This window comes from Vreelandella boliviensis LC1 (genome assembly GCF_000236035.1).
GTDB lineage: Bacteria > Pseudomonadota > Gammaproteobacteria > Pseudomonadales > Halomonadaceae > Vreelandella > Vreelandella boliviensis.
Genome location: NZ_JH393260.1, coordinates 361,305 through 381,015 on the forward strand (window position 1 = coordinate 361,305; position 19,711 = coordinate 381,015).

The 19,711-nt window shown below is 55.1% G+C and carries 18 protein-coding genes; 6 read left to right on the forward strand and 12 right to left on the reverse strand.

The window, feature by feature from the left end:
• Positions 1–19: 19 nt before the first annotated feature.
• The 12 genes from KUC_RS18630 to KUC_RS18685 form a co-directional block, all read right to left on the reverse strand.
• On the reverse strand, positions 20–700 hold the full coding sequence (locus tag KUC_RS18630; protein ID WP_007114816.1) for an anthranilate synthase component II: 681 nt from the start codon (positions 698–700) through the stop codon (positions 20–22).
• Entirely contained in the window at positions 697–2,130 is a 1,434-nt protein-coding gene (locus tag KUC_RS18635; RefSeq protein WP_040481654.1) for an anthranilate synthase component I family protein, read from the reverse strand. Before KUC_RS18635 ends, KUC_RS18630 begins: the two co-directional genes overlap by 4 nt.
• A 2-nt stretch (positions 2,131–2,132) precedes the next feature.
• Positions 2,133–2,405, reverse strand: a complete 273-nt coding sequence (locus KUC_RS18640) for a Trp family transcriptional regulator (protein WP_007114818.1) — start codon at positions 2,403–2,405, stop codon at positions 2,133–2,135.
• 176 nt (positions 2,406–2,581) lie between these two features.
• Positions 2,582–3,145 (reverse strand): hypothetical protein, encoded by a 564-nt coding sequence (locus tag KUC_RS18645; protein WP_007114819.1) that lies wholly within the window; start codon positions 3,143–3,145, stop codon positions 2,582–2,584.
• A 79-nt stretch (positions 3,146–3,224) separates the two neighbouring features.
• Positions 3,225–4,049 carry a class I SAM-dependent methyltransferase gene (locus KUC_RS18650; RefSeq protein WP_007114820.1) on the reverse strand — a complete coding sequence of 275 codons (825 nt, stop codon included), beginning with the start codon at positions 4,047–4,049 and terminating at the stop codon, positions 3,225–3,227.
• Between the two features lie 3 nt (positions 4,050–4,052).
• Entirely contained in the window at positions 4,053–5,792 is a 1,740-nt protein-coding gene (locus tag KUC_RS18655) for an AMP-binding protein (RefSeq protein WP_007114821.1), read from the reverse strand.
• 87 nt (positions 5,793–5,879) lie between these two features.
• The gene (locus KUC_RS18660; protein WP_007114822.1) at positions 5,880–6,785 is read right to left on the reverse strand and encodes a hydroxymethylglutaryl-CoA lyase; all 906 of its coding nucleotides are present in this window, start codon (positions 6,783–6,785) and stop codon (positions 5,880–5,882) included.
• 12 nt (positions 6,786–6,797) lie between these two features.
• Positions 6,798–8,879 (reverse strand): acetyl/propionyl/methylcrotonyl-CoA carboxylase subunit alpha, encoded by a 2,082-nt coding sequence (locus KUC_RS18665; protein WP_007114823.1) that lies wholly within the window; start codon positions 8,877–8,879, stop codon positions 6,798–6,800.
• Positions 8,876–9,700, reverse strand: coding sequence for an enoyl-CoA hydratase/isomerase family protein (locus KUC_RS18670; protein WP_007114824.1), 825 nt, complete (start codon positions 9,698–9,700; stop codon positions 8,876–8,878). The genes KUC_RS18665 and KUC_RS18670 overlap by 4 nt, the downstream gene beginning before the upstream one ends.
• A 13-nt stretch (positions 9,701–9,713) precedes the next feature.
• The gene (locus KUC_RS18675; RefSeq protein ID WP_007114825.1) at positions 9,714–11,321 is read right to left on the reverse strand and encodes a carboxyl transferase domain-containing protein; all 1,608 of its coding nucleotides are present in this window, start codon (positions 11,319–11,321) and stop codon (positions 9,714–9,716) included.
• A 22-nt stretch (positions 11,322–11,343) separates the two neighbouring features.
• Positions 11,344–12,513: an isovaleryl-CoA dehydrogenase gene (locus KUC_RS18680; protein ID WP_007114826.1), complete on the reverse strand. Its 1,170-nt coding sequence runs from the start codon at positions 12,511–12,513 to the stop codon at positions 11,344–11,346.
• Positions 12,514–12,629: 116 nt separating this feature from the next.
• Positions 12,630–13,064 (reverse strand): MerR family transcriptional regulator, encoded by a 435-nt coding sequence (locus tag KUC_RS18685; protein ID WP_007114827.1) that lies wholly within the window; start codon positions 13,062–13,064, stop codon positions 12,630–12,632.
• Between the two features lie 371 nt (positions 13,065–13,435).
• Here KUC_RS18685 and KUC_RS18690 point away from each other — a divergent pair, with 371 nt between their 5' ends.
• The 6 genes from KUC_RS18690 to KUC_RS18715 all read left to right on the forward strand — a co-directional run bounded on the left by KUC_RS18690 (position 13,436) and on the right by KUC_RS18715 (position 19,685).
• Positions 13,436–14,242 carry an ABC transporter ATP-binding protein gene (locus KUC_RS18690; RefSeq protein WP_007114828.1) on the forward strand — a complete coding sequence of 269 codons (807 nt, stop codon included), beginning with the start codon at positions 13,436–13,438 and terminating at the stop codon, positions 14,240–14,242.
• On the forward strand, positions 14,239–14,982 hold the full coding sequence (locus KUC_RS18695; RefSeq protein WP_007114829.1) for an ABC transporter ATP-binding protein: 744 nt from the start codon (positions 14,239–14,241) through the stop codon (positions 14,980–14,982). Before KUC_RS18690 ends, KUC_RS18695 begins: the two co-directional genes overlap by 4 nt.
• A gap of 133 nt (positions 14,983–15,115) precedes the next feature.
• Positions 15,116–16,339: an ABC transporter substrate-binding protein gene (locus KUC_RS18700; protein WP_007114830.1), complete on the forward strand. Its 1,224-nt coding sequence runs from the start codon at positions 15,116–15,118 to the stop codon at positions 16,337–16,339.
• Positions 16,340–16,439: 100 nt separating this feature from the next.
• Positions 16,440–17,327 (forward strand): branched-chain amino acid ABC transporter permease, encoded by an 888-nt coding sequence (locus tag KUC_RS18705; protein ID WP_040481657.1) that lies wholly within the window; start codon positions 16,440–16,442, stop codon positions 17,325–17,327.
• Between the two features lie 2 nt (positions 17,328–17,329).
• Complete coding sequence (locus tag KUC_RS18710) at positions 17,330–18,322, forward strand: branched-chain amino acid ABC transporter permease (RefSeq protein WP_040481660.1); 993 nt, start codon at positions 17,330–17,332, stop codon at positions 18,320–18,322.
• A gap of 208 nt (positions 18,323–18,530) precedes the next feature.
• Positions 18,531–19,685 (forward strand): acyl-CoA dehydrogenase family protein, encoded by a 1,155-nt coding sequence (locus KUC_RS18715; RefSeq protein ID WP_007114833.1) that lies wholly within the window; start codon positions 18,531–18,533, stop codon positions 19,683–19,685.
• The last annotated feature ends 26 nt before the right edge of the window (positions 19,686–19,711 follow it).

Below are 19,711 nucleotides of genomic sequence, written 5' to 3' on the forward strand. Positions count from 1 at the left end.
GCCACCCTATGCTTGGTGCCTACGCTGTGGCTTGATCGTCGGGCGCGAAAAGAAAATTAGCAATCAGCTCTTTGCCGCCTTCGGTGGCAAACGATTCCGGATGGAACTGGATGCCGTGAATTGGGTACTCCCGATGTTTAACGCCCATTAGCTCGAATTCCCCCAATGCCTGCCAGCGGCTGCGCTGCTCAAAGCTATCAGCCTCAAGTGCACCCACCGTGGCGGTGACTTCGAGGCACTCGGGTAGGGTGGTCGCATCGGCAATCAGCGAGTGATAGCGCATTACCTCAAGCTGGTCGGGGACGCCGTTAAACACCGATGCGTTATTGTGATTGATTGGGCTAATCTTGCCGTGCATGGGCAGCGGCGCTTTGACCACCTTGCCGCCAAATACGTGCACAATGCCCTGCATGCCCAGGCACACTCCCAGCAGAGGTGTGGTCTTACCTAGTTTCTCGATTACTTCGGCACACACGCCAAAGTAGCGCGGGTCATCCGGCGAGCCCGGGCCGGGAGAGATGATAATGCGATCCGGTGCCATGGCTTCGATGGTCTGGAAATCGATCTGATTATTGCGCTTAACGGATATCTCAAAGTTGGTCAGCCCGCCGCGATTCTTCTCCGTGGTTAGAATCTCACCAATAAACTGGTAGAGGTTATAGGTGAAGGAGTCGTAATTATCGATAATCAGTACTTTCATGCTGGGCGCTCCATGTCCGTTTCCATGTCCGTTTTCATAAAAGGAGCAAGGGCTTTGCGGGTGCCGGCAAATTTGCGGCGGATCTCTTCGTACTCATCTTCAGCGTTACTATCGAAGACGTTGCCGCCACAGGTTTGCACGTAGGCGCGCTCACCGTTGACGAATACGGTACGGATGGGGATTGCAAAGGTGCAGTCGCCATTAAACGAAAACTGACCTACCGCACCGCCGTAGGGGCCGCGCCCGTCGGTTTCCAGGTCGTCGATAATCTTCATCGCCTCGATCTTGGGTGCGCCGGTGAGAGTGCCCGCCGGGAAGTTGCTGGCAAGCGCGCTAAACATATCTTCGCCTTCGGCGATAATGCCGACAATCTCGCTGGAAATATGCTGAACGTGGCTAAAGCGTTTGATATCCATCAGGCTACGTACTTTGACCGTCCCAAACTGCGCTACGCGGCCAATATCGTTGCGGTGTAGATCCACAATCATATTGTGCTCGGCGATCTCTTTAGGGTCGTTGAGCAGTGCCCGGGCGAGTTGGGTATCTTCTTGGGGTGTTTGGCCCCGGGTGGTGGTGCCTGCCAGCGGAAAAGTTTCCATCTCGCCCTGGCGAAGCCGGAACAAAAGCTCTGGGCTTGCGCCGATCAGCTTCTGCTCACCAAATTTGACGTAGTACATCTGTGGTGAGGGGTTAATGGTGCGTAGCTGGTCATAGAGCGCCAGGGAATCGCCTTTAATACTAAAGCGCTTTTTAAAGCCGACTTCGCACTGGAACACTTTGCCGTCGATAATATCCTGCTTCACCTTGGCCACCGCCTCGGCGTGTTCTGCCTGGCTCATGGTGTCGCCTAAGGCGGTGATCTGCAGCGGGCCTGCTGGCTCATCGTCTGCATCGATCAGCGTCTGTAGAAATTCGTAGCGGCTGTTGTCGTAATAGAAGTAGGTGACTTCCCCGGTCATCTTGTCGAGGATCAATCCATCTTTGTAAAGCCCAAAGCGGAAGGTGTCGAAATCATCGCTGGCTTTTAGCGTAAGCGATGGCTCGAAGTACTGCATGGCATCGTAACCGAGATAACCGCTTAGCCCGCCAGCGTATTTACGCGAAATAATATTCTGCGGAATCAGGCTGCGCAGCAGGTCATAAGGGTTGTCGTTCGGGTAGTGGTTGGCATTGCCGTCGCGGTCTTCAATGGTCAGCGTGTTGCCGTTGGCGTAGAGCGTGTACTCGGGGTCGAAGCCGATGATCGAGTGGCGCGCCATATGGCTATCTTCGCCCAGGGATTCGAGCATGTAGCAGGTATCAAACCGACGCTCGATTTTTTGAAACAGGGCAAAGAAGTCGCAGTCTGCAGCCAAGGTCACATAGTGAGGTTTGCGTGGCAGTGTAAAAGGCTGCGGACCTCGAGAGGCGTGCGTATCAGCAGTGGTCATAATCAATCAGTCCGTGAAGAAGGGCTTGAAGAAGGCAGCGTGGTAAGCGCACGGGAACCCCGTGAAACCGTGGCGATACCCACGCCCAGGGTTTCGGCAATTTTGCGGTGAGGCACGCCTTCGCGCAGCAGCTTAAAAATCTGTAGGCGTTTACTGATTTCTTGGTACTCTGCGGGCGTCAGCAGGCTGGCCAGCGCTGTGTCCATTGCTTCAGGTGAGTCAATGGCGAGCAAATGACGAATGAGCTCAGCCTGATAGTGTTCGTTTGAGGGCACGACGGCACCGTTTAATATTTAATGTACTAGCGTACTAGTACATTAACAGCATGAGATAAAAGGTCAATGCTCAATCGCTGACAATACCGTGTTTTTCTGAAGTATAAGTATTCTAATCTAGAAGAATAGGTTTCCTGGAAAAAGCGCTACCCTTTGCGACTAACAGGTTTTATGGGTTAAAAAGGCAGGTGCAACGAGGCGCTTAGCATATTGAGGTGGCTAAGCGTTGGGGCGTCGATGCGTTCGTACTCTAGGCGGCTGACGAGTCGGTTGATTGTCACCGTGGCGCCGAAGCCTTGCAGAAAAGCAGTGCCACTCTCATCGGCGCCTTCCAGGTCGCTTTCACCACGCCATTCCGTGATGCCGGACTTCGCATAGACGCTAAAGGCGCCCATGCGAACACCGGCAACAACGGCACCGCCCAAACTCAGCGTATCCATAATCAGCGGATTAACACTGGAGGAAGTGGAAATTTCTTCACTTTCCCGGTAGGCAATTTCAGCGCCGATATCGAGCTGGGGGAGTCGCCAAGGGCTGAAGCCTGCGGTTACTCGAAAACCGCTGGTATAATTATCAAGGCTTTGAAGGTCGCTGCCTTCTAAGATAACGCCGTTATCAAGCTGCATGAGTTCGCTATTGGGTGCGGTATAGGCCATTACCGGCGGGGTATCGTCGGCGTAGCTGCTAAACCAAGGAACAGAGCAGCAGAGTAGGGTGCTTGCCAAGCGTTTGATTGGCATTTCTCGTACTCCTATCGTTTCATACCCATATGTTGTCGTATAACCATAGGTAGGGAGGAAAAAACAATTGCTACTTAGATTAGCAACTGGCTTGGATTTCCACCACTTTAATTGCGCCCTGGGCCAAGTTGTCGACTAAATTTTTACCCATGGTGAGAAATCGCTCGCCAAAAACCCATTGGGGTGACAGTACGGCTTGCCGTGGCGTCTGCTCTTTTTGCCGCTGGCGCTGGCGCCACTCCAAGGCCATTTCGCTCCAGTCTTCCGCGTGTACAAGTAGGAAACCGCCCGTTTCCAGCAATCGCGTCAGCTCCGTAATCTTCATTAGATGGGAGTGCTCAGAAGAGGATGCCCAAGGCACGGGGTAGCGAAGTTGTGCCACGTTGGGGCCGCTGACAACTTCATGCATCACTAGCTGCCCGCCAGGCCGCAGAACTCGGCGGCTTTCTGCGATTACCTGGGTGGCATCGGGCATATTGAGTAGGCTGTGCTGAAACAGCACGGCATCAAAGCTGTGATCGGCAAATGGCAGGGCGCTTGCGTTACCGGTTACCCAGGTGAGTGGTAATGAGTCAGGCTGGTTAACCCGAGAGCTAAGCGCTTTGTTCAGCGCACTGAAACCATGAGTGATGTCCAGCCCGGTCATTTGAAAGCCTAGTGCCGTGCCCTGGCGCATTAACCCGCCTAGTCCAGCGCCGATATCCAGCACCTTGCCGTGGGTGTCAGGGTTGAGCCTTTGAAGCAACCTCGCGGAGGCTGCCACGCCACCAATATGCAGCTGATCCAAGGGTGCCAATTGGTGCAAGGTGGGGCAAGCGGGGTAGTGGGCGTCAATCTGTGCCAATACCTCATCAGCGCGCAGAGCGCGCTGATAGTGATCCGCTAAAAGGTGGGAGTCGATCATCGCTTACGACTCTTTATCCAAGCCTGACTCTTGATCCAAGCCTGACTCTTGATCCAAACCCAGCTCTTGGATGGAAATTTCGCGCATTTTAAATTTCTGAATTTTGCCGGTGACAGTCATCGGGAATTCGTCAACGAACTTGAAATAGCGTGGAATTTTGAAGTGGGTGATTTTGCCTTTGCAGTACTCGCGCAGCTCTTCACCGGTGACTTCGCCTGCAGTGCTATTGAGTTTTACCCAGGCAATCAGCTCTTCACCGTATTTCTTATCCGGTACGCCGGTGACCTGTACTTCCGAAATCGCCGGGTGGGCATAAAGAAACTCTTCGATCTCTTTGGGATAAACGTTTTCGCCGCCGCGAATGACCATGTCTTTAATGCGACCAACAATCTGGATATAACCTTCTTCATCCATGGTGGCCAGGTCGCCGGTGTGCATCCAGCCCGCTTCATCAATGGCTTCAGTGGTGGCTTTGTCGTTGTTCCAGTACTTCAGCATCACGCTATAGCCGCGGGTACATAGCTCGCCGATTTCACCTCGGGGGAGAATGCCGCCGTTGCCGGGGTCGACGATTTTATTTTCCAGGTGCGGCTGAGTGCGACCAACCGTGGAAACGCGCTTCTCAATGCTGTCGTTAGCGCCGGTCTGGGTAGATACTGGGCTGGTTTCCGTCATGCCGTAGGCGATCTGCACGCCCTTCATATTCATCTTATTGATCACCTGCTTCATAATTTCTGCCGGGCAGATCGAGCCCGCCATAATGCCGGTTCGCAGGGATGAGAGGTCGGTGCTAGGGAAATCCGGGTGGTCCAGCTCGGCGATAAACATGGTCGGCACGCCGTACAGCGCGGTGGCTTTCTGGTCATGCACGGCCTTAAGCACTTTGCCGGGGTCAAAGCCCTCGTCCGGATAGATCATGGTGGCGCCGTGGGTAATACAGCCCAAGTTGCCCATCACCATGCCAAAGCAGTGGTAAAGCGGCACCGGAATCACCAAGCGGTCTTCGCTGGTAAAGCCCATACTCTCCGCCACGAAGAAGCCGTTGTTGAGAATATTGTGGTGAGAAAGCGTAGCTCCTTTAGGAAAGCCCGTGGTGCCAGAGGTGTACTGAATATTGATCGCGTCATCAAATTGCAGCGTCGCCTGCAGATCGTCAACATCGGTTTGGCTAACCTTGCTCGCTTCTTCCATCAGGTCAGACCAGCGCCACATGCCGCTTAGCTTTTCACTGCTTAAATTAATAATACACTCAAGGTCTGGCAACTTTTGAGACTTCAGTTCGCCTTTGTTGCTGGTTTTTAATTCGGGTGCTAGTTCATAGAGCATGGCGCTGTAGTCAGAACTTTTGAAGCTGTCGGCGGAGACCAGAAACCGTGCGCCGGATTGATTCAGCACATACTCCAATTCGTGGGTGCGGTAAGACGGGTTAATGTTAACCAGGATGGCGCCGATTTTGGCGGTGGCAAACTGGGTGAGCGTCCATTCGCTGCAGTTGGGTGCCCAAATGGCCACCCGGTCGCCTTTGTCAACACCAATGGAGAGCAGTGCACGGGCGCAGCGATTGACCTCTTCGTGAAGCTGGCGATAGCTCCAATGAATGTTCTGGTGCAGCACAATCAGCGCGTCGTTATCGGCATGTTGGGTCGCGATTTGGTCGAATTTATCGCCAATCGTCATACCAAGAAGTGGCTTGTCTGCCATGCTGCTGGAGTAGCTGGGTTGGGTAAGAGTAGGCGATGCCATGGTGTATCTCTCCGATATTTTTCTTGTCCGAACGGGAAGGCAGAGGATAATTAGCTGTTTTTAATTTTTTGTTATTCACTTCTAATGTCAATGATCAGGGCCTTTTGCCAGGGCCACTTTGGAACTTGGCTTGCGGCCGAGCTCGTTGGTGATCCAGTAGCCGGTATCAATCACCGCTTGAAGGTCGATGCCTGTCTCAATGCCTAGCCCTTCAAGCAGATAGAGCACGTCTTCGGTAGCCACATTGCCGGATGCGCCTTTGGCATACGGGCAGCCGCCCAGGCCTGCCGTCGCCGCATCAATCACGCTAACGCCTTCTTCCATCACAGCGTATAAATTAGCCAGCGCCATGCCGTAGGTGTCATGAAAGTGGGCGGCTAGAAACTCAATGGGCACCTGGTGGCGAGTCGCCTCAATCATGCGTTTAGCGGCCAGCGGCGTACCCACGCCAATGGTGTCGCCCAGGGAGACTTCGTAGCAGCCCATTTCATAAAGCGCTTTGGCTACCTCTGCCACTTTGGCCGGGGCGATCTCGCCTTCGTAGGGGCAGCCCAATACGCACGAAACGTAGCCGCGAACTCGAATGCCTGCCTCACGGGTGCGCTCCAATACCGGTTCAAAGCGTGCCAGTGACTCGGCAATGGAGCAGTTGATGTTCTTTTGCGAGAAGGCTTCAGAAGCGGCACCAAATACCGCGACCTCTTCAACGCCCACGGTTAGCGCGTTTTCCAGCCCTTTTAGATTGGGCGTTAGTGCCGAATAAACCACACCAGGCTGGCGGTTAATGCCACCCATCACCTCAACGGCGTCGCCCATTTGCGGCACCCACTTGGGTGATACAAAGCTGGCGGCTTCAATATAACTGATACCCGCGTTGGCAAGCCGCTCAATCAGGGCAATTTTAGTCGCGGTCGGCACAATGGCCCCTGGCTCGTTTTGCAAGCCATCCCGAGGGGCCATTTCAAACAGCTTAACGGAGGTAGGCAGTGGCATAAGCAGTGACTCCTATTTGTTAGCCGCAGCGTCGTTGGCCGCAAAGTCGAGCAGCACAGCGCCTTGGCTGACGGTGTCGCCGGCCTGGAAGTGGAAGGTGTCTACACTGCCATCAGCGGGGGCGTTCATGGTGTGCTCCATTTTCATGGCTTCCATCACCATCAGCGGCATGCCTTTCTCAACCGCCACGCCGGGCTCCACCAGCAGGGCAACCACGGTGCCGTTCATGGGGGCGGTGAGGGTAGACTCCGCTTCGTGGTGGCCGTGATCAATCGCGTCGATGCGCCGCCAGAACAGACGGGTTTCACCGCTCGGATCAGCCATCACCACCACATGCCCATCGCGGCGCGCCTGCAGGCGGCGACGGTGGCCGTTCAGGGTCACCGCGACCGCATCACCGGTCAGCGGCTGTAGGCTGGCGGTAAGGGTTTCGTCGCCAATGGTGAGGTTCCAAAGCGATTCGCCCGCGCTGCGTTTACCTTCAATAATCACCACTGCTTCATCGCTATCGGGCGCTTGCGCACTTGCCGGGTCGCAGAGCGCAATGCGAATGGTGTGCGGTGCATTGAGGCGGAAGCCGTCGTGGCGATCCCAGGGCGAGTCGCTTTCGCACTCCTGGGCAAGTTGATTCAGGCCAATCAGCGCCGCGCTGGCGTAGGCCTCCATGCTATAGGTGCGCGGCGCAAACAGCGTGGCTTCATTGCGTTCGATAAAGCGCGTGTCTAGTTCGACGTTTTTAAAGCCGGGATGAGTCGCCAGGCGCATCAGGAAGGCGCGGTTGGTCACGACGCCCTGAACATCTAACGCTGCCAAGGCGCGGTTAAGGGTTGCCAGCGCCGCATCGCGGTCAGGGCCGTGCACAATCAGCTTGGCGAGCATCGGGTCGTAATGCATCGATACTTCGTCGCCACTTTCTACGCCGCTATCCAGGCGTATCTGTGCGCTGCTTAAACCAGCGCCTTCTAAATCCAGTGCAAAGCGGGTGAGCAGGCCGGTGGCAGGTAGAAAATCCTGATCCGGGTCTTCGGCGTAAATCCGCGCTTCAAAGCTATGGCCGGTGATGGTTAGCTCGTCTTGGCGGCAAGGGAGCGGTTCGCCCATGGCCACGCGTAGCTGCCATTCGACCAGATCTTGACCAGTGATCATCTCGGTCACCGGGTGCTCGACCTGAAGACGGGTGTTCATCTCCATAAAGTAGAACGAACCATCCTGCCCTGGTGAACCGTCTAGCAAAAATTCGACGGTGCCCGCGCCTACATAGCCGATCTCCTGAGCGGCACGCACCGCGGCATCGCCCATGGCGCTGCGCAGCTCTGCCGTCATGCCGGGGGCGGGGGCTTCTTCGATCACTTTTTGATGGCGGCGCTGCACGCTGCAGTCGCGCTCGAACAGGTATACACCGTTACCATGGCGGTCGCAGAACACCTGCACTTCCACATGGCGGGGTTGTACTAGGTACTTTTCGATCAGCATGCGGTCATCGCCGAAGGCGGCTTTTGACTCACGGCGGCAACCGTCTAGCGCGGCCTGAAAACCATCACCGCTTTCCACCACGCGCATGCCTTTACCACCGCCACCGGCGCTGGCTTTGAGCATCACCGGGTAGCCGATCTTATCGGCTTCGCTGCGTAGCAGAGCATCGTCTTGATCATCGCCGTGGTAGCCAGGCACCAGCGGTACACCGGCGTTGGCCATGCGCGCTTTGGCGGCGGATTTGTCACCCATGGCGGCAATCGCCGAAGCAGGCGGGCCGACAAAGGTAATGCCTGCTTCTTCAAGGGCTTTAACGAAGCTGCCGTTCTCGGAAAGAAAGCCGTAGCCGGGGTGAATTGCGCCGGTGCCGGTGCGTTTGGCGGCGTCAATCACTGCGTCAATATTGAGATAGCTTTCCCGCGCAGCGGCAGGGCCTAAACGCACGGCCTCATCGGCTTCACGCACGTGACGGGCACTGGCATCGGCGTCGGAGTAGACGGCCACTGTTTTCAGGCCCATACGGCGGGCTGTGCGCATCACCCGGCAGGCGATTTCACCGCGGTTGGCGACCAGCAAGGTATCGAAAGGCGTCGTGCGAGCGGCTTTTTCGTGTTTTTTCATGAGCGACGCTCCGAAGCGTGAGGTATGTTATTAGAATTGGCCCAGACGGGGCGGCGCTTCTCAAAAAAGCTGGATAAACCCTCTTGGCCCTCCTGGCTTACCCGCAGCTTGGCGATCACCTGGCAGGTATGTTCGCGGGTGTCGTCACTGTCAGGGGCTTGAGCCACCTCTGCCATTAGCGCTTTGGTAGCGCGCTGGGCTTGGGGCGAGCCTGCCAAGAGCGTCGTTAGCATGGCGTCGACGGCGCTGTCTAACGCTTCGTGTTCAACTACCTGGTGGGCTAAACCGAGCTTAAGCGCGGTTTCGGCATCCATGACTTCGGCGGTTAACGCATAGCGACGCATCTGCCGCTCGCCTAGCGCGCGCTGTACATAGGGGCTGATAACCGCGGGCGATAGGCCAATTTTGACTTCCGAAAGGCAGAACTTGGCTTTACCCGAGGCGATCACTATGTCGCAGCAGGCGGCCAAGCCCACCGCGCCGCCAAAGGCGGCACCTTGAACACGGCAGACGGTAGGGCAGGGCAGCGTATCCAGGCCGTGCATTAGCGCGGCAAGCTTGCGGGAATCAGCGAGGTTATCTTCCAGGTCGTAATCGACCATGCGCTTCATCCAGTTTAAATCGGCACCCGCGGAGAAGCTTTTGCCTTCGGAGCCCAGTACCACCACGCGCACATCACCCGCTTCAGCAAGGGCGTGGAGCTGGCTGAGATGTTCATTCAGCTCGGCGATCAAACTATCGTCAAAGGCGTTATGCACCTCGGGGCGGTTTAAGGTCAGGCGCGCTAAGCCCTCTTCTATAATCAGCGTTGAGTAAGCCATGGTGATTGCCCCCTTACATCCGGAACACGCCGAAGCGTGTCTCTTCGACTTCGGCATTCATCGCAGCGGCTAGAGAAAGCCCCAGTACATCGCGGGTTTGCAGCGGATCAATCACGCCGTCGTCCCACAAGCGGGCGCTGGCGTAGTAGGGATGGCCCTGATGCTCGTACTGCTCGCGGGTGGGCTGCTTAAAGGCTTCTTCTTCTTCTTTGCTCCACTCACGGCCTTCGCGTTCGTGCTGCTCGCGCTTAACCTGGGCCAGTACGCCCGCTGCCTGCTCGCCACCCATGACGGAAATGCGCGCATTGGGCCACATAAACAGCAGGTTGGGGTCGTAGGCGCGGCCACACATACCGTAGTTGCCGGCGCCAAAACTGCCGCCAATCAGGACGGTGTACTTGGGCACTTTGGCGCAGGCTACGGCGGTCACCAGCTTGGCGCCGTGCTTGGCGATGCCTTCGTGTTCGTACTTGGAGCCAACCATAAAGCCGGTGATGTTCTGCAGGAAGATAAGCGGAATCTTGCGCTGGGCGCATAGCTCAATAAAGTGCGCACCCTTCACCGCGCTCTCGGAAAACAGCACGCCGTTGTTGGCCACAATACCCACCGGGTAGCCGTGAATATGGGCGAAGCCAGTGACCAGGGTGTCACCGTAATAGCGTTTGAACTCGTCAAAGTCGGAATCATCGACAATGCGTCCAATCACTTCCCGCACGTCGTAAGGCTTTTTAAGATCGGTGCCGACAATGCCATAAAGTTCAGCAGGGTCGAGCTTGGGTGGCTTGGGCGCCTGCATGGCGAGCTTGCCACGCTTTTGCCAGTTCAGCCGCGACACACAGGCGCGGGCAAGCTGCAGCGCGTGGGCGTCGTTTTCTGCGTAATGATCGGCCACGCCGCTCACTTTGGCATGAACATCCGCACCACCTAAATCTTCAGCGCTAATGCTTTCGCCGGTGGCAGCTTTAACCAAGGGTGGGCCACCGAGAAAAATCGTGCCTTGCTCTTTGACGATAATTGACTCATCCGCCATGGCGGGCACATAAGCGCCGCCCGCCGTGCAGGAACCCATCACCACGGCAATTTGCGGAATGCCTTCGGCCGACATGGTCGCCTGGTTATAGAAAATGCGCCCGAAGTGGTCGCGGTCAGGGAACACTTCATCTTGCATGGGCAAAAAAGCCCCACCGGAATCGACCAGATAAATGCACGGCAGACGATGTTTGCGGGCGATCTCCTGGGCGCGAATATGCTTTTTCACCGTCAGCGGGAAATAGGTGCCGCCCTTCACCGTGGCGTCATTGGCGACGATCACGCACTCGATGCCAGACACCCGGCCAATGCCGGTGACCACGCCCGCCGCGGGAATCTCGCTATCGTAAATATGGTGAGCGGCGAGGGCAGAAAATTCTAAAAACGGTGAGCCTTCATCGATCAGGTGATCAATACGGTCACGCACAAACAGCTTGCCGCGGCTTTCGTGACGTTCGCGGGCTTTAGTACCGCCGCCCTCGGCGATGGCGGCGGTCAGCTCGCGTAGTTTAGTGACTTCACCGAGCATTGAGGCTTCGTTGGCTTGAAACACATCGCTGCGCGGATTGACTTGGCTATTAACAGTGCTCATGGCGCGACCCTGCTGATTTTTGTTAAAGGGTTTCAGTGAACAGTTCGCGGCCAATCAGCATCCGCCGAATCTCGCTGGTACCCGCGCCAATTTCATACAGTTTGGCGTCGCGTAGCAGGCGCCCGGTGGGGTATTCGTTGATATAGCCGTTGCCTCCGAGTAGCTGAATGGAGTCCAGCGCCACCTGCGTGGCTTTTTCCGCACAGTAAAGAATCACACCGGCAGCGTCTTTGCGGGAGGTTTGGCCACGATCACAGGCGCCTGCTACGGCATAAAGGTAGGCGCGGCAGGCATTGAGAGTGGTGTACATATCGGCCACTTTGCCCTGTACCAGTTGGAACTCACCTATCGACTGATTGAACTGCTTGCGCTCATGGATATACGGCATCACCACATCCATGGCGGCCTGCATAATGCCGATAGGGCCAGCAGCCAGCACGGTGCGCTCAAAATCCAGCCCGCTCATCAGTACGCGAACGCCTTTGCCTTCCGCCCCAAGTATATTTTCAGCGGGCACGGCACAGTCCTGGAACACCAGTTCACAGGTGTTGGAGCCGCGCATGCCGAGCTTGTCGAGCTTCTGAGCAGTGGTAAAGCCGGGCATGCCTTTTTCGATAATAAATGCCGTGATGCCTTTAGAGCCTGCTTCTGGGTCAGTCTTGGCGTACACCACCAGTACATCGGCGTCGGGTCCGTTGGTGATCCACATTTTGTTGCCGTTAAGAATATAGTGGTCACCGTCTCGCTTAGCGCGCAGCTGCATCGAGACCACATCGGAGCCTGCGCCGGGTTCCGACATGGCCAAAGCGCCTACATGGTCGCCGCTCATCAGTTTGGGCAGGTATTTGGCTTTCTGTTCGGGGGAGGCGTTGATCTTGATCTGGTTGACGCACAGGTTGGAATGGGCGCCGTAGGAGAGCGCCACCGACGCGCTGGCGCGGGAGATCTCTTCCATAGCGATACAGTGGGCGAGATAACCCATGCCACTGCCGCCATCCTCTTCCGAGACGGTAATCCCTAATAGCCCCATATCGCCAAACTTCTTCCACAAATCGTTGGGGAACTCATTGTTGCGGTCGATTTCAGCAGCCCGGGGGGCAATCTCACTGGCGGCAAAGGCGTTGACCTGCTCCCGTAGCATGTTCAGTTCGTCATCGAGGCCAAAATTGAGTTCTGAGTAGTGTGAAAACATGGTCAATCACCTATTGCTAATTATTTATATTGGCTAGCTGTGTCGGCTAATCGATTTGGTGGTATGTATGACTGGGTGCCGAGTCTGTGTATGGCGGCGGCAGAGTGGGGCTGCAATTAATCGGTGGCTTCCGTTTGTTCTTCTTCCTGCTGTTTTTCGTGTGGCTCTTTTTCATCTAGCTCTTCTAACGCTTGGCGGCAGCGAATTTCGGCGCTCTCAAGCTCTAACTGCACCATGGTGATGTCTTTCATCTGTTGGTCGAGTGCCGCACGACGCTCGGCTATTTTGCTGAGCATTAAATGCAGCTGTTTTTTACTGCCGCTGCGGGTTTCATCCCAGAGCTCGAATAACTCGCGGATTTCGGCGAGTGATAAGCCAAGGCGTTTACCGCGAATGGTCAGCTTGAGTCGCACCCGATCCTTACTACTGTAGACACGGGTTTGCCCGCGGCGGGTGGGGTGAAGCAACTCCTGGTCTTCGTAAAAACGGATGCTGCGGGTAGTCAAGTCAAACTCGCTGGCCAGTTCACTAATCGAGTAAGTTTTGCTCATGGTGACGTTCTCTCAAAAAGGCATGTTGTTAACAATAATTCCTAAAGATCATTCCTAAGATATGCCTTCTATGGAACACTGCCATTGAGGCTAAAACAAGTTTACGTTAACGTAAAGCAATAGTTGTTGGCAGTTGAAAAGCGTTGAAATGCCGTAACTTGTTAATATCTATGTTTTTAAGTCGGTTATTAATCAAACACAATATCGCCGATAGACCAAAGTTGTAATTGTATTGCTATAGCTAGAGTTGCTAGTTTGCACATACACCTTACGTTCAGGTAAAGCAGTGGCAGTCGATTTGCCTGCAATGATTTAGCACAACAACAATTCAGTACAACAATTCAGTACAACAACAAGAGGCTTGCCACTCTATGAGTGCAAACGATGTCCTCCAAGGATCTGTCCTCGAAACCCGGGGGCTGACCAAAGAGTTCCGTGGGTTTACCGCTGTGGACGACGTCAATCTTCAGGTGCAGGAAGGGCATATACATGCGCTGATAGGCCCCAATGGCGCCGGTAAAACCACGGTATTTAATCTGCTGACGAAATTTCTACCGCCTACCCGCGGCGACATTTTGTACCGTGGCAAGTCGATCACGGGTAAGAAATCCAATGAAATTGCGCAGTTAGGCTTGGTGCGTTCGTTTCAGATTTCAGCGGTGTTTGCCCATATGACAGCGCTGGAGAATGTACGGGTAGCACTACAGCGAAAACTGGGCACCTCGTTTCATTTCTGGAAGTCAGAGAAATCTCTAGATCACCTCAACGAGCGCGCCCTTGAATTACTCGAAGAAGTTGGGCTGCGTGAGTACGCCGACACTTTAACCGTAGAAATGCCTTACGGGCGCAAGCGAGCACTTGAGCTTGCCACGACGCTGGCGCTTGATCCCACCATGATGCTGCTAGATGAGCCTACCCAGGGCATGGGTGCGGAAGATGTCGATCGCATCGTAGCGCTGATTAAGCGTGTCTCGCAGGGGCGTACAGTACTGATGGTGGAACATAACCTAAGCGTTGTTAGTCGCCTGTGTGACCGCATTACCGTATTGGCGCGGGGAGCGGTGCTGGCAGAGGGTGATTACGATGCTGTCTCTCGTAACCCATTGGTACGCGAAGCGTATATGGGCAGTGACGCCGCGGAAGAGGATGGTTCTGAAAAAGAGGGGGCTGCCGTATGAATACCGCAGAAGCGCAGGCGCCTATCGATAACACTCAAAGCCTGGAAATGTTGCGCGTGCAGGATCTACACGCCTTTTATGGTGAGTCGCATATTCTGCACGGCGTTAATTTTGATGTGAAACGTGGTGAACTGGTCACTTTGCTTGGCCGCAACGGTGCAGGCCGTAGCACTACCTTAAAATCAATTATGAATATGGTGGGGCGGCGTACCGGCTCGATCGTGATAAACGGTAACGAAACACTCAACATGAAACCCCACCATATCCCACGCTTAGGGATCGGCTATTGCCCTGAAGAGCGTGGTATTTTTGCAAGCTTAGATGTGCACGAGAACCTGTTACTTCCGCCTACCGTTCGCTCGGGAGGCATGAGCCTCGATGAAATCTACGCCATGTTTCCCAACCTTTATGAACGGCGTAGAAGCCAAGGCACGCGGCTTTCCGGTGGCGAACAGCAGATGTTAGCCATGGCGCGTATTTTGCGCACGGGGGCGCGCATGCTGCTACTCGATGAAATAACCGAGGGACTGGCCCCAGTCATTGTCCAGAAGCTAGCCGAAGTTCTGGTTCAGCTTAAAGAGCGCGGTATGACCATTGTGCTCGTGGAACAGAACTTCCGCTTTGCGGCACCGCTGGCAGATCGCCACTTTGTGATGGATCACGGTCAGATTGTCGAAGAAATCAGCGCTGCTGAGCTGCCATCGCGGCGGGAACATCTCAACTCAATGCTAGGGGTATAACGCACAATAAGACTCTCTTGACGCCACACTTCGCTGCTTAAAAGAATAATAAATGAATCACTAATTTGGTATGTCGTTACACAACCGCTTCACCATTACATAACAACAAGGGCCCCAGGGCCAGGAGACGAACATGACCTTTATGAAAAAAACGATGGCCACCAGCATCGCCGTTGCAGCAGCTTCAAGCCTTGCTGTGTCCACTGCCCAGGCGGATATGAGCGATGGTGAAGTTCGTATTGGCTACTTAGCTGATATGTCTGGTACATATCGTGACCTGGCTGGCCCGGGCGGGCAAACTGCGCTAGAAATGGCGGTTGAAGATTTTGGTAGCAGCGTTAACGGTAGCCCGATTGTAGTGTTCAGTGCGGATGACCGCAACAGCGCTGACGTCGGCGCGAACACTGTGCGCGGCTGGATCGATCAAGACAACGTCGATATGGTCGCGGGCTTGGTCGCCTCTTCAGTGTCGATTGCGGTTACCAAAGTGCTCGAAGAGAACAATGGTCTGGGCATCGTGTCTGGCTCTGCGGCTTCTAGTATTACCAATGAACATTGCACGCCTAACCATATTCATTGGGTATACGACACCTATCCGCTCGCTAACGGAACCGCTAAAGCGGTAGTAGAGCAGGGGGGCGACAGCTGGTTTATGCTTACCGCTGACTATGCGTTTGGTCATGCGCTTGAAGCCGACGTGACCAAAGTCGTGGAAGAGAGCGGCGGTGAAATTGTTGGCGGCGTACGCCACCCATTCCCCACTAATGACTTCTCCTCTTACATTCTTCAGGCGCAAGGTTCCGGTGCGAAAATTATTGGTCTTGCCAACGCCGGTGCTGACACTGTTAATGCAATCACCACCGCCAGCCAGTTTGGTATTACCCAGTCTGGTCAGCAGCTAGCGGGCCTGCTGATTTTCTTGAATGATGTTCATGCGCTGGGCCTGGATGCCACTCAAGGGCTACTGCTCACTACTGGCTGGTACTGGGATATGGATGAACACTCCCGTGAGTGGGCGCAGCGCTACTTCGACGAAGTCGGTCGCATGCCGACCATGGTTCAAGCGGGCATTTACTCCAGCACCATGCACTACCTGAAAGCCGTTGAAGCGGCGGGCACTGACGACCCGGAAACCGTGCGCGCGCAAATGGCCGAGATGCCGATTGAAGACTTCTTTGCCCGTAACGGCTCGATTCGTGAAGATGGCCGCATGATCCACGATATGTACCTGGCCCAGGTAAAAACGCCGGATGAGTCCACCGGTGAGTGGGACCTTTACGAAATCCTCAGCACCATTCCCGCCGAAGAAGCCTACCGCCCGCTATCTGAAAGCCAGTGCAAATTGGTGCAGAACTAATTTCTAGGCTGGCTTGGATCAGTTAGCAATCGCAAGTGACGTGTAGAACCGGTTGGCGGCAAGTTGCCGCCAACTGCATGACGGCGAGGAGAGTCGTATCATGATGATGATATTCGGCGTGCCAATGGCCGTCTTCATGGGGCAGCTAACGCTGGGCCTAGTGAATGGCGCCTTTTACGCACTGCTTAGTCTGGGCTTGGCGGTCATCTTCGGCCTGTTGAAGATCGTCAACTTTGCCCACGGGGCGCAATACATGCTGGGGGCCTTCGCCGCGCTGTTGGGCTTTCGTTATTTAGGCATTAATTACTGGCTGGCGCTATTTTTGGTGCCGTTAGTGGTGGGCGCCTTCGGTGTGCTGCTGGAGCGCTTTTTACTACGCAGAATTGCCCATTTAGACCATCTCTACGGGCTGTTGCTGACCTTCGGTTTAGCGCTGATTTTTGAGGGCACGCTGGTCAATTTCTTCGGTGTTTCTGGTGCGCGCTATGCTACGCCGGAAATTTTTCAGGGTGGTTTGAACCTGGGCTTTATGTTCCTGCCCACTTACCGCGCCTGGGTACTGGTGGCGGCGCTGGCGATGTGCCTGTTTACCTGGTTTATGATCGAACGCACGCGGCTGGGGGCTTACCTGCGCGCGGGTACTGAAAACTCGCAGTTAATGCAGGCGTTTGGCGTTAACGTGCCATTGCTCATTACGCTTACTTATGGCTTTGGCGTTGCGCTCGCCGCATTTGCCGGGGTCTTGGCTGCGCCGCTCTATCCGGTATCGCCAACCATGGGGTCAAGCCTGTTGATCGTGGTTTTTGCGGTCGTGGTGATTGGCGGTATGGGGTCGATTCTAGGTGCGATTATTACCGGTCTCGCCATGGGTATCATCGAAGGGCTAACCAAGGTGTACTACCCAGAAGCCGCTAATACGGTGATCTTTCTTGTCATGATCCTTGTGCTCATGTTTCGCCCCGTTGGGCTGTTCGGTAAGGAGGCATGAACATGGCAGAATCTCAACCAATGACGGCGCCATCCGCGGTAGTGGAGCGTCAAAAGCGAGCTAAATTTCGTCGCAATATGTTCTATCTGGCGTTGATTGTGGTGGGTTTGGTCGCGCCATTTTTAGCCTACCCCGTGTTCCTGATGAAGGTGCTCTGTTTCGCGCTATTTGCCTGTGCGTTTAACCTGCTGCTTGGCTATGCAGGGTTGCTCTCTTTTGGCCATGCGGCGTTCCTGGCGACCGGTGGCTACGTAACCGGCTATCTATTGGCGAGCTATCCAGGGTTAACGCCGGAGCTGGGTATTATCGCTGGCACCCTGTTAGCCACGTTGCTTGGCGTAGTATTTGGGGTGCTCTCCATACGTCGCCAGGGCATCTATTTCGCTATGGTGACTCTGGCGATCGCCCAGCTGGTGTACTTTATGTTTGTCCAGGCGCCGTTTACCGGCGGTGAGGATGGCTTGCATGGCGTGCCCCGTGGCGAACTGTTTGGGGTAATCAGCCTGAGCAGCAATCTGGCCATGTACTACTTTGTCTTCGCGATATTTATCTTTGGCTTCGCGCTGATTCAGCGCACGGTGCACTCGCCGTTTGGTCAGGTGCTCAAGGCGATTCGCGAAAACGAACCTCGAGCGGTATCGCTAGGCTACAACACCGACGCCTATAAGCTCGTTGCGTTTGTCATCTCCGCCGGTTTGGCAGGCTTGGCAGGCTCAACGAAAACCGTGGTATTCCAACTGGCTTCGCTGACCGATGCGCACTGGCATATGTCTGGCGAAGTGATTTTGATGACCCTGTTGGGTGGCGTAGGCACCTTGCTTGGGCCTTTGATGGGCGCGGGAATCGTGGTCAGCCTGCAGCATATTTTGGCGCAATCGCCGCTGGGCAACTGGGTCAGCGTGATTCTGGGGATTATCTTTGTGGTCTGTGTGCTCAGTTTCCGTAGCGGCATCATCGGTGAACTGGACAAGATGTATCGCAAAAACTTTAAGTAGCTGTGTTGAATAGCACGCTCTGTCTCGTGCTGATTGATGCCTTAACGCTGGGCGCCGTTTGGCGCCCTTTTATATGCATTCATTCAGGCCTACGCCTAAGGTCGCAAACGCTGGTATGTTGCTTGTGGTCGGGTAAATGGATAAGTTAACGTAAACGTCAATTACAACGACAACAGCCAGTGTGTCGGCACACTAGCGGAGATACGCCATGAATTTTGAGCTCAATGAAGACCAGGTTGCGTTTGCCGATATGGCAAGGGCGTTCGCTCAAAACGAGCTGGAGCCTCATGCCGCCGAATGGGATCAGACCGCATTTTTCCCCGTCGATGTGATTCGCAAAGCGGGCGAGTTGGGTTTCTGCTCTCTTTATGCGCCGGAAAGTGTGGGCGGATTAGGCCTTTCGCGATTGGACGCCAGCATCATTTTCGAACAGCTCTCTATGGGCTGCACCTCTACCACCGCCTATCTGACCATCCACAATATGGTCACCTGGATGCTGGCCGACTTTGGAACACAAGAAGCCGTAGAGCAGTGGGGCGAAAGGCTGGCCACGGGCGAGCTGCTGGGCTCTTACTGTTTAACCGAGCCCAATTCAGGCTCCGATGCTGCCTCGCTTAAAACCACGGCGAAGCGTGACGGTGACGACTACCTGATCAACGGCAGCAAGATGTTTATTTCCGGCGCCGGTAGCACCGATTTTCTGGTGGTAATGGCTCGCACCGGTGGTGAGGGTGCCAGTGGCATCTCGGCGTTTGCAGTGGATGCCAAGACTGACGGCATTAGCTACGGGCGCAAAGAAGAGAAGATGGGCTGGAACAGCCAGCCCACGCGCATGATCACCTTTGAAGACGTGCGGGTGCCCGCCAATAACCTGCTCGGCAACGAAGGTGACGGTTTCAAAATCGCCATGAAGGGCCTCGACGGTGGGCGAATCAATATTGCGACTTGCTCTATCGGCACCGCCCAGCAGGCAATCAACAAAGCGCGCGAGTATATGCTTGAGCGCAAACAATTCGGTAAACGTCTAGCCGAGTTTCAGGCGCTACAGTTCCGCTTAGCCGATATGGTCACTGAGCTGGTTGCTGCGCGGCAGTTGGTGCGTATGGCCGCAACCAAGCTGGATGCAGGCCACGCCGACGCACCGACCTACTGTGCCATGGCCAAGCGGTTTGCTACCGATGTGGGCTTCAAAGTGTGCGATGAAGCGCTTCAACTTTACGGCGGCAACGGCTATATCAAGGAGTACCCCATGGAGCGCTATGTGCGCGACACCCGGGTGCACCGGATTCTTGAAGGCACCAACGAAATCATGCGGCTGATCATTTCACGCCGGGTACTGGCAGATGGCGCCACCGAGCTCTAGGTGCTGGTCAGTAGGCTCGATGAAAT

Bases quoted from the DNA above. Each gene is read 5' to 3' on its own strand.
- KUC_RS18690 (WP_007114828.1), top strand. From the start codon at position 13,436: ATGAGTGCAAACGATGTCCTCCAAGGATCTGTCCTCGAAACCCGGGGG.
- KUC_RS18670 (WP_007114824.1), bottom strand. From the start codon at position 9,700: ATGGCTTACTCAACGCTGATTATAGAAGAGGGCTTAGCGCGCCTGACC.
- KUC_RS18630 (WP_007114816.1), bottom strand. From the start codon at position 700: ATGAAAGTACTGATTATCGATAATTACGACTCCTTCACCTATAACCTC.
- KUC_RS18635 (WP_040481654.1), bottom strand. From the start codon at position 2,130: ATGACCACTGCTGATACGCACGCCTCTCGAGGTCCGCAGCCTTTTACA.
- KUC_RS18705 (WP_040481657.1), top strand. From the start codon at position 16,440: ATGATGATGATATTCGGCGTGCCAATGGCCGTCTTCATGGGGCAGCTA.
- KUC_RS18685 (WP_007114827.1), bottom strand. From the start codon at position 13,064: ATGAGCAAAACTTACTCGATTAGTGAACTGGCCAGCGAGTTTGACTTG.
- KUC_RS18700 (WP_007114830.1), top strand. From the start codon at position 15,116: ATGACCTTTATGAAAAAAACGATGGCCACCAGCATCGCCGTTGCAGCA.
- KUC_RS18650 (WP_007114820.1), bottom strand. From the start codon at position 4,049: ATGATCGACTCCCACCTTTTAGCGGATCACTATCAGCGCGCTCTGCGC.
- KUC_RS18710 (WP_040481660.1), top strand. From the start codon at position 17,330: ATGGCAGAATCTCAACCAATGACGGCGCCATCCGCGGTAGTGGAGCGT.
- KUC_RS18665 (WP_007114823.1), bottom strand. From the start codon at position 8,879: ATGAAAAAACACGAAAAAGCCGCTCGCACGACGCCTTTCGATACCTTG.
- KUC_RS18675 (WP_007114825.1), bottom strand. From the start codon at position 11,321: ATGAGCACTGTTAATAGCCAAGTCAATCCGCGCAGCGATGTGTTTCAA.
- KUC_RS18680 (WP_007114826.1), bottom strand. From the start codon at position 12,513: ATGTTTTCACACTACTCAGAACTCAATTTTGGCCTCGATGACGAACTG.
- KUC_RS18715 (WP_007114833.1), top strand. From the start codon at position 18,531: ATGAATTTTGAGCTCAATGAAGACCAGGTTGCGTTTGCCGATATGGCA.
- KUC_RS18695 (WP_007114829.1), top strand. From the start codon at position 14,239: ATGAATACCGCAGAAGCGCAGGCGCCTATCGATAACACTCAAAGCCTG.
- KUC_RS18660 (WP_007114822.1), bottom strand. From the start codon at position 6,785: ATGCCACTGCCTACCTCCGTTAAGCTGTTTGAAATGGCCCCTCGGGAT.
- KUC_RS18655 (WP_007114821.1), bottom strand. From the start codon at position 5,792: ATGGCATCGCCTACTCTTACCCAACCCAGCTACTCCAGCAGCATGGCA.
- KUC_RS18645 (WP_007114819.1), bottom strand. From the start codon at position 3,145: ATGCCAATCAAACGCTTGGCAAGCACCCTACTCTGCTGCTCTGTTCCT.